This is a genomic window from Lactobacillus sp. (assembly GCF_051893255.1).
Taxonomy (GTDB): domain Bacteria; phylum Bacillota; class Bacilli; order Lactobacillales; family Lactobacillaceae; genus Lactobacillus.
The window spans coordinates 17,872-27,247 of sequence record NZ_JBJFHB010000025.1 but is presented as its reverse complement, the minus strand read 5'-3'; the positions used below and the strand labels follow the sequence as shown (position 1 = coordinate 27,247).

Sequence of the window (9,376 nt, the reverse complement as noted above, 5' to 3'; positions counted from 1 at the left end):
TAAAGGTTGGTGTCTTTCTTACTAATGCGGTAAAGCGGCGGCAGGGCGATATAGATCTTGCCTTGCTCAATCATCGGCCGCATGTAGCGGTAGAAGAAGGTCAAGAGCAGAATCTGGATGTGGGCCCCGTCGTCGTCCGCGTCAGTCATGATGATGACTTTGTCGTAGTTGGAGTCTTCCACCTTGAATTCCGTGCCAACGCCGGCACCAATGGTGTGGATCATGGTGTTGATTTCTTCATTTTTGAAGATGTCAGCCAGTTTGGCTCTTTGGGTGTTCAAAACTTTCCCGCGCAAAGGCAAAATGGCTTGGAAGCGCCGGTCTCTACCCTGCTTGGCAGACCCACCAGCGGAGTCCCCTTCGACCAAGAAGAGTTCGTTTTTCTTGGGGTTACGGGATTGAGCGGGAGTTAATTTACCCGACAAGACTTCCTTCTTGCGGCGCTTTTTGCCGTTTCGAGATTCGTCTCTAGCCTTCTTGGCCGCTTCACGGGCATCTCTAGCCCGCTGAGCCTTTTTAACCAGTTCCTGGGCCCATTCCCCGTTTTCCATCAGGTAGTAGGACATCTTTTCGTAGACGATGGAGTCGACCACGCTTCGAGCTTGCGGGGTCCCCAGCTTGCCCTTGGTCTGCCCTTCAAATTCCAGCATTTCTTCTGGGATCTTGATGGACAAAACTGCACTAAGGCCTTCTCTGTAGTCTGACCCGTCCAGCTTGTCCTTTTTGCCTAGCAGGCCCTGCTTTTTGGCATAGTCGTTAAAGGCCCGGGTGAAGCCGCTTCTAGCCCCCACTTCGTGGGAACCACCATCAGCGGTGCGGACGTTGTTAACGAAAGACACGAAGTTTTCTGAGTAAGAATCGCTGTATTGACCGGCAAATTCCACTTCCATCCCGTCTTGCTGGCCTTCAAAGTAGAAGACCTTGCCGATGGTCCCCTTGCCTTCGTTTAGGTAAGACACGAAGCTTTCAATCCCATCATCGAACTGGAAGACTTCGTGGTGATTTGGCTCACGCTCATCGGTCAAGGCGAACTTAACGCCCTTGAGCAAGAAGGCAGATTCGCGAATTCTTTCGGCGATAGTTTCGTAGTTATATTTAGTCGTAGAAAAAATCATCGGGTCCGGCTTAAAGGTAATAGTCGTCCCGGTCTTCTCATTGGTCTTGCCCAGGCACTTCAAGGTGCCGATTGGCTGGCCCCCATTTTGAAATTCTTCCTCATAGGCTTTGCCATCGCGGACCACGTGCACCTTCATGTAGGTGGACAGGGCGTTAACGACGGAAGACCCAACCCCGTGCAAACCACCGGAAGTCTTGTAGTTTTGTTCAGTAAACTTCCCGCCGGCGTGCAGAACCGTCAAGATGACTTCAATGGTTGGCCGGCCAGAAGCGTGCATCCCCGTTGGCATCCCCCGCCCAAAGTCTTGCACAGTCACGGAGTTGTCCTCGTGAATGGTAACGTTGATTTCCTTACCGTAGCCAGCCATGGCTTCGTCAACGGAGTTGTCGACGATTTCATAGACTAACTGGTTTAAGCCATGAATATCGGTTGATCCAATGTACATGCCGGGCCGCTTGCGGACGGCTTCCAGGCCATGCAGGATCTGGATTGAAGAATCGTCATAGGTATTCTTTGCCAAAAATATACATCCTCTCCAAGTTTGTTGAACATCATATCAATTATGGCCGTTATTTGTTAAAATAACTAAGACAGAATAAACGGAGTTGATACAATGTTTGCAATAAAATTTGCATTACTACTAATTTTAGCATATTTGATCGGTTCATTTCCGACGGGCGTGCTAGTCGGAAAACTATTTTACCACAAAGACATCCGTGAGTATGGCTCACATAACATCGGAACGACCAATACTTTTCGGGTTTTAGGGCCAAAAGCCGGCACGGTCGTCTTCTTAGTGGACTTCTTTAAAGGGACCCTAGCGACCAGCCTGCCAGTGATCTTCCATCTAGGCGATCACCACTACTGCTTGGTCTTTGGGGCGGCAGCCATCTTGGGCCATGCCTTCTCGATCTTCCTCAAGTTCAAGGGCGGCAAGGCCGTAGCGACGACGGCTGGTTTCCTCTTAGGCTACAATGTCAAGTTCTTTGGCCTGTGTGCCTGCTTCTTTATCCCTCTCTTGCTCATCACCAGCATGGTCTCCATGAGCAGTCTGATTTCAGTCATCTTGATCTTTATTTCCAGCTTCTTCTTCCATGACAGCTTCTTGACCATCATGTCTGGCGTCTTGGTGATCCTGATTTGGTGGAGCCACCGGGCCAACATCAAGCGGATCCTGAATGGGAACGAAAACCTGGTACCATTTGGCCTCTACTACTGGTATAAAAAGTCTAAGGGACAGATCAAGAAGTAGCCCTGACTAAGTTAAGTATATCGAACAAAAGTTCAGAACGCAAGCCGAACATTTTTTTACTTTTTAAGCAGAATGAAAAGCTTGATTCACCACTGGTGAACCAAGCTTTTTCTTTGGTCTATTTACTTTTGCTCTAATCAAACAGCTGCCGCAAAACCTGCATAACCCCTTCTTCGTTGTTGCTTGGGGCAATTTCGTCGGCAATCGCCTTTAAATCCGGGTGTCCGTTGACCATGGCGTAGGACAAGCCTGCTGCTTGCAACATGGTGTAGTCGTTTAAGTAGTCGCCAAAAGCCATGACTTCATCTTCAGGAATCCCCTTCATCTTGGCAATCTTGGTCAAGGCCGTGCCCTTGTTGGCGTCTTTATTGACGAAGTCGATCCATTCTGGTCCGGCCAAAACGGCGTCCATGTCGGCCGGCATCGGTGGCAATTTTTTAAAGCGACTTTCGGCATCCCGGTCGCCGAAGTAGACCGACACCTTGATGATTTCGTCGCTGTCCACTTCTTTTGCCAAGTCTTCGGAGTAGCGGCGCTTGATATAGTAAGTGTCCAGCTGCTTCAAAAAGTTCTTGTCGTCTTTAGGATCATGGCTGATCCCTTCTTTGAGCCCGCACAAGATTGGACTGGCAATTGGATCATCTTTAAAAAGGTTCAGGCAAAAGGCTGCTTCTTCGCTGGTCAGGCCACTTTTGGCCAGAACTTGCCCTTGCTGGTAGATGACGCCGCCGTTATCGCCGATGAAGATCAAGTGGTCCTTGATCTTGGAAAAAAGTTCCTCGTTAGTGTAATAAGGCCGGCCACTGGCAATCACCATCTGCTGGTCCGGGTGAGACAAGACCCAGTTATCAAAAGATGCCGGCACTTCTTTTTGATCATTGACCAATGTGCCGTCCATGTCGGTTGCGATTAACTTGATTTCTCTACGTTTCTTTTCTTCAGTCACTTTTCTTATTCCGAAATCTATTTTTTCAAAAAACTAACCATAAATATTTTCTACTGCCTGCCGGTAAAGGTCAATGGACAAGTCGTCAGGGCGATCATTTTTCAGCTTCAAATATTCTTCTCGAACATCTTCCCACTGGTCCCAGTCCTTGATGGTTTCTTCTTCAATCGTCAAAAAGCGGTAGTTAAAGGCTTCGCTCCAGGCGCCCTGACCGTCTTTTTCAACTAAGCGGCTTTCTTCCCCGTCGGCCTTTTTTACAACGGTCAAGTCAACCTTAAAGTTGACCTTGCCGGATTTTTTAGCCCGATGTAAAAAGGTCAGAGCTTGGTCACAAGGACGACCAGCTTCAAACTTGCTGGCCATTTCTCTTGGCAATACCTCTTTAACGGTTTCTAAAAGCTCAGCTGCTGACAAATCTTCTGGCAGCTTGCTGACCACCAGTTGGTAATCGATGTCAAAAACGCCGTTGTTTTCTGTGACAAAATTGCCAGCCGTGCCCACCGTTGCCTGGGCTTCTAGGACAATGCCCTTTTCCGCCTTCAGCTTGGCTAAGGCAGCGTTGACTGCGTCTAAGGTCAAATAGCGGTAAATCTTGATATCTTCTGGTCTTTGGTAAGTATACATGGATCCTCACTTATTATTCTCTTGCTTTGCTTACGCTTGGAAAGCCTGCCCCAGTACCTTGTTCTTGCCCTGCTTTTTAGCTTGGTACAAGCTCGCGTCTGCCTGCTTAATGGCGTTTCTTAGCTCTTCTTCAGAATCAACTATCCCGGTGCAGTAGCCGATGCTCAAAGTGGCTGGGCTTTCCAGGTTCTTGTTCATTTTAGCATAGTTCCACTGGACTAAGAGTAGCTGCTCGACAAAATCATTCTCTTCTGTGCCTGTGGCCATAATCAGGGCTTCGTCACCCCCATAGCGGTAACAGTGGACATGGTGGTTGGCCACATTGTCCATCAAAAACTGGCCCAGCTTCTGCAAGACCAGATCCCCGTAAGCGTGGCCATAATGGTCGTTAAAATACTTGAAGTCATCCAAGTCGATCATGGCAATGCCCAAGTTTTGCCGAAGGTAATTGGGGAAGTCCTCACGCAGGGCCATCCGGTTGGCCAGACCTGTTAACTCATCAGTCCGGCTCCTTAAAAAGAGCTGGCCGCTAGTTTCGTTAACTACATAGTTGTACCAAGACGACCGTCTAAACCAACGTCTTCTGAGGATAATAATTACCTGGCAAATCAGGTAAAAAAGAAAGATATCATACTGGTCCTGCCAGGCTAGCCTGATACGGGTTTCCATTAATACCAGCATGGCTGAGCTAAAGCTAAGAATTACTAGCAAAAAGCCATACCACTTGTGGTAATAAGGCAAACAGCAGATGGCAATCATGATCAAAACTGTTTCAAAGAGAAAGCTGCTGCCGATCTGGGTGCTGTAAATGGTTATGCCCGATAAAATGGCATTTACCATCAAGTTGCCATAACACCAGCGAATTCGGGTAATTGCCTGAAACTTTGCTCCATTTTGCGTGAAATAATAGAGCAAAAGAAGGTGCGGCAGGTTGACTAGTAACAACAAATAGTAAACCAGCTCGCTAGGCACATATAAGATTGCTGGCCTTCCTGCAAAAGAGCTGCTTAAGCCAAATAAGCCAAGGCAGCCAATTAGGCTGACTAAAAATGATACCGCAATACCCATCCAAACATTGTTGGTGGCTACCACTTGTAAAAATAAATCTGAATTTAAGTACGATCGAAAGGCGGTCTCGTTGCCTTCTAGTTCCTGGTTGAGGGCCTTAATTGCTCGGTCCTTAGTCTTTTTTCTTTCTTCCATCGTTATCACATTTTTCCCAAAAAGTTTTAACTACGGTCCGAATTACATTCCTAATAATGGTTGTTTTTCCTAATATGGCGCGGGTTTTCCCAATGCTCTTCATGGCCCACGACACCTGGATTAACTGTTTCGCTAAAAAGCTGCGAAAGCTTTTTCAAATCTGAAAATTGAAATTCATTTACTTTCCGGGCCTCTTTTCAGTCAGTTGGCAATCGAGCCGTCGCCTTAATTATAGGATAATGATTATCTTGTGAAAAGGCCTATTTTGCTGGTTTTAGGGAAAATTAGCTATATTTAATTGGAAATAAACCAGATCTTTTATATGGATTATTAGATAACAGCAATTAGCTAATTGTGATTATTTCTTTTAATCTCAATAATCCGCCCATCCTTAAGCAACTCGGTCCGGTGAGAAATGGACAAAAGAGTCTTGCCCTGGCTGGCCCTCTCCAGTGCTTCCAGCAGACGATTTTCGGTTTCCCGGTCTAAATTAGCCGTAATTTCATCAAATAAAAGCAGGCGCGGCTTGGCTGAAATCGCCCGGGCAATGGTCAGCAGCTGCATTTGGCCATGGGAAAATGTCGCATTGGTCACGCGGCTGTTTAGGCCATCCGGCAGCTTTTTAACCGCATCGGTCAGGCCCACAGTTTCCAGTGCCTGCCAGATTTCTTGTTCGCTAATTGCTGGATCTCTTAGGCTGATCTGCTCGCCCAGATTCCCGTCGATCAGCTGGAAAGTCTGCTCAACGCAGCCGTATAGCTGGCGCTTTTGGTTATCTGGCAGGGTCTGGACGTCTTGACCCAAAATCTTGATGCTTCCTCCTTGCGGAGCATATAGGCCCAAGATCAACTTAAAAAGGGTGCTCTTGCCGGCACCGGTCCGCCCTTTCAGGGTGACCTTCTCTCCTTCACGAATCATCAAGTTAAAGTGGTCAAAAATCTTTTTGCCATTCGGGTAGGCAAAAGTTAGATCTTTGATCTCAATGGCAGGAAGACTGTTGCTTCTTTCAGCTTTAGCGTTATTTCCTAAACTTTCAGTCTCTTCAGGCCGCTCCTTCGCGCTTAAAAAGTTGGCAATCCGCTGGCTGCCGGCCGCCGCGGCTTGGATGTTTTGGATTTCCATCCCGATTGAGGACAGTGGGGTAAAGACCTGGCCGACGTAGGCAATGATGGCGACGGCTGTCCCGGCACTGATGCCGAAAAAGCTCTGCCAAGGCCCGCCCAGACTGGCAAGCAGAAGCATCAAGCCGGTTAAGACTGCTTGGATGAAAATGACGACTGGTGAATAAACGGAGTCACAGAAGTTAGACTGCTGCATAGCATCAAAGCTTCTCTTGAGGATTTTTTCATAGTGGCGCTTCATGAAGCTTTGCGCCCGGTAGAGGTGAATGGTCAAGAGGTTGGCTGTTGTTTCCGGCAGAACCCGGTCGGCGTCAGCGATTGCCTTCCGGTTGTCCAACTGGGCTCTGTATGACTTTTGCTGAATCTTAACCGTAAAGAGCCAGACGATCGGCAAAAATAGCAAGAGCAAAATGCCAAGTCCCACGCTTTTACTAAAGATGACTACCACAATCCCAATGACTGACGCCAAGTCAGCAATCATGTTGACGATGCCAGATGAAAAAAGGTCTTCCAGAGTATCAACATCGTTGACAAAGCGTGATACCAGACTGCCGCTCCCCTCTTGAGCGTAGTAGCTAGCCGGCAGCTTTTTTAATTTGGCAGCCATCTGCGAGCGAATTTCGTGGGTCAATTTTTCGCCCCAAACAGTGATCATCCCCTCGCGGACCGCCTCCAGCAGCTTGGCCAAAAGCAAGCTAGCAAAATAGGCTAGGCCGCTATACAAAAGCAACTGAGCAGAAGTAGTCGTCAGGCTGTCGACGATTTTCCCTAAAAGAAGCGGCGGCGCTAAGGCAGCCACCACATCGAGCACGATAACCAAGATTAAACATAGAGTCAGTCCAGGATAGTGGCCAATGGCTTTGGCGAAAACCTTGATTGGCGACGCTTTTTTACTTGGCATTTGCCTCACCCCCTTCAAAGAGCTTACGGTAACCCGGCGATTCGGCGATTAATTCAGCATGAGTTCCAAAACGGGTCTGGTCACCGTCTAGATAAAGAACGGAATCCAGCTGCGGAAAGAACTCTAACCGGTGAGAAATCAGCAAGATAATCCGATCTTGGTAGTTTGTCTTCAAGGCAGCCAAGATATGCTGAGCAGTGTCCTCATCGACGCTGGCAAAGGGATCGTCTAAAACTAAGAGCGGCCGCTTAAAGTAAAGAGCCCGAGCTAAAGCAACGCGGGCGGCTTGCCCACCTGACAAAAGCTGGGCGCGGTCACCCACTTCGGTATCTGCGCCATTAGGCATTTCCTTTAAGTCGGGAGTCAGATTGGCATCGCCTAGCACCTGGTCTAAAGTTAGATCTTCTTTTTGTCCCAAAGTTATATTATCGGCAATTGAGGCTGAGAAAAGCTGGGGCTGGTGCCCTTGGTAGGAGCAGAGGACCACTTTATCCAACAAGTCCTTAACCTCCTGTCCGCCCAAGCTAGCAGAACCTTTGTAAGGAATTTTTTCCAAAAAGATTCTTCCCAAGGTCGATTTGCCGCAAGCAACAGGTCCCGTAATGCCCACGATTTGGCCCGGTTTCGCAGTGAGACTGACTTTTTGCAAAAGCGGCTTTTGATCCCAGGAAAAGGCCAAGTCCTTGATTTGTAAGTCCCCGCTCTTAGCAACCTGCTTTGCTGGGGCCGCTTCTTGATTTAAGAGCGGCTTGATCCGGTGCCAAGATACCTCCGCTTTTTGCACGGCATTGAAGAGGTTGGCGGCGTGGGAGGACTTAACAGCCAGCTTGCCAAAGCAAGCCAAATAAGTGGAAAAAGCTGCCAGGTTCCAGGCTTGCCAGCCCTGGCCCAGGACATTTTTGCCACCTAAATAAATAATCAAAATAAAGCTGATGGAAGAAACAATGTAATAAAGCGGCTCAGCCACGTTGATCAAGACGCCAGCCTTGATCTGCTTTTGCTCGTAGTTCTTCAGATACCTTTCGTAGTGGCGATTTTGGCTGTCTTCAACGCCAAAAATCCGGTAAGTTAAGGCGTTTTGCGTCCGGTCTAAAGTCGCCTTGTTAAGCTCCCCTGTTGCCTTTTTGGCATTGGCCACGCTAGTGGTGACGGGCTTTTTCAAGCCGGCTGCCAAAACATAGGCTAGCGGCGGGAAGATCAAGACGAGCAGGGTCAACCGCCAGTCATAAGCAAATAGCATGCAAAGATAAACGACCATGACCACGCCTGTGTCAAAAATTTCCGTCGTAAACTTCCGCATCCCTTCCGCGCAGTCATCCGCGTCAGACAGGGCCTTAGTCATCACGTCCCCGATATCGGTCTGCTTTTGCCCAGTCAGCAAGGCATAGTAAAGCTGGCTCCGCAGGGTCAAAATTGTCCGGTTGGCAAACTTGCGGACATAAAGACGCTTTAAGTAGCGCATGAACTGGACCAGGAAAATGGTCAAAACATAGCCTAGAGCCAGGCGGACCATGGTGAAATAGGTTGTCTTTTTCTCCAAGATATTGAGCAGGCACTGGGCCAGCTGCCCTTCAAACCAGGGCCCGGCTGCCATGCCGACGTTGTAGATAATGCCAGAAACCGTCACTACGGCCAGCGGTTTCCACTGGTCGGTGAAATAGCTTCTTAGCGATTTTTCCTCTTTTTCCATGTGCTTTTTCTCCCGAAAATAATAGCAAGGTTATATCTTTAACATAGCATTCACCTTGGTTACCTGCAAGCGCTATGTCTGCAGTTTCCAAAATTTGCGCAGCGACTTCGCCAAATACCGTCTAGTTACTAAAAAATGCGTCTCAATCTCGCCAAATACCGTCTAGTTACTAAAATTTGCGGAACCATCTCGCACTTTTTAGTAACTACTCACGATTTTAACACACCCTCGCCGCACTTTTTAGTAACTAACGCACCCCAACCCTTGTGATCTTTTTACCAAGTAAAAAAATCTTCCCCAAAAGCGAATCTCCCATATTACCGCTATTGTAACCGCTTGTTCATTAAACCCGAAACACCATTCCCGTTAAAAATGTGTAAAAAAGAACTTGTCAAGCTCCAAAAGCAGTGCTAAGATTTCAGTAAATCACCTGGGTAAAAGTAAAGGTTACCTTTACTTTTATAAGATGGTTGCTCATTTCCCTGCGCAGCTAATGAGACATAGCAAGTAATCTATTTCTCA

7 protein-coding genes are annotated in these 9,376 nt (G+C 47.8%); 1 reads left to right on the top strand and 6 read right to left on the bottom strand.

Annotated features, from left to right (window positions below; translation table 11 throughout):
* A partial coding sequence (locus ACI4WN_RS02250) for a DNA gyrase/topoisomerase IV subunit B (protein WP_439776796.1) occupies positions 1-1,637 on the bottom strand: 1,637 nt, incomplete at its 3' end.
* 93 nt (positions 1,638-1,730) lie between these two features.
* On the opposite strand from ACI4WN_RS02250, the gene plsY reads away from it, so the two are divergent.
* Positions 1,731-2,369, top strand: a complete 639-nt coding sequence (gene plsY / locus ACI4WN_RS02245) for a glycerol-3-phosphate 1-O-acyltransferase PlsY (protein WP_439776795.1) — start codon at positions 1,731-1,733, stop codon at positions 2,367-2,369.
* Positions 2,370-2,502: 133 nt separating this feature from the next.
* Here the strand turns inward: plsY and ACI4WN_RS02240 are convergent, their stop codons facing one another.
* The 5 genes from ACI4WN_RS02240 to ACI4WN_RS02220 all read right to left on the bottom strand — a co-directional run bounded on the left by ACI4WN_RS02240 (position 2,503) and on the right by ACI4WN_RS02220 (position 8,854).
* A complete protein-coding gene (locus ACI4WN_RS02240) occupies positions 2,503-3,315 on the bottom strand; it encodes an HAD family hydrolase (RefSeq protein ID WP_439776794.1) in 813 nt (270 codons plus the stop codon).
* A 33-nt stretch (positions 3,316-3,348) separates the two neighbouring features.
* Positions 3,349-3,939 carry a hypothetical protein gene (locus ACI4WN_RS02235; RefSeq protein ID WP_412131581.1) on the bottom strand — a complete coding sequence of 197 codons (591 nt, stop codon included), beginning with the start codon at positions 3,937-3,939 and terminating at the stop codon, positions 3,349-3,351.
* 30 nt (positions 3,940-3,969) lie between these two features.
* Positions 3,970-5,142 (bottom strand): GGDEF domain-containing protein, encoded by a 1,173-nt coding sequence (locus ACI4WN_RS02230; protein ID WP_439776793.1) that lies wholly within the window; start codon positions 5,140-5,142, stop codon positions 3,970-3,972.
* Positions 5,143-5,490: 348 nt separating this feature from the next.
* Complete coding sequence (locus ACI4WN_RS02225; protein ID WP_439776792.1) at positions 5,491-7,164, bottom strand: ABC transporter ATP-binding protein; 1,674 nt, start codon at positions 7,162-7,164, stop codon at positions 5,491-5,493.
* On the bottom strand, positions 7,154-8,854 hold the full coding sequence (locus ACI4WN_RS02220; protein WP_439776791.1) for an ABC transporter ATP-binding protein: 1,701 nt from the start codon (positions 8,852-8,854) through the stop codon (positions 7,154-7,156). The genes ACI4WN_RS02225 and ACI4WN_RS02220 overlap by 11 nt, the downstream gene beginning before the upstream one ends.
* Positions 8,855-9,376 lie beyond the last annotated feature (522 nt).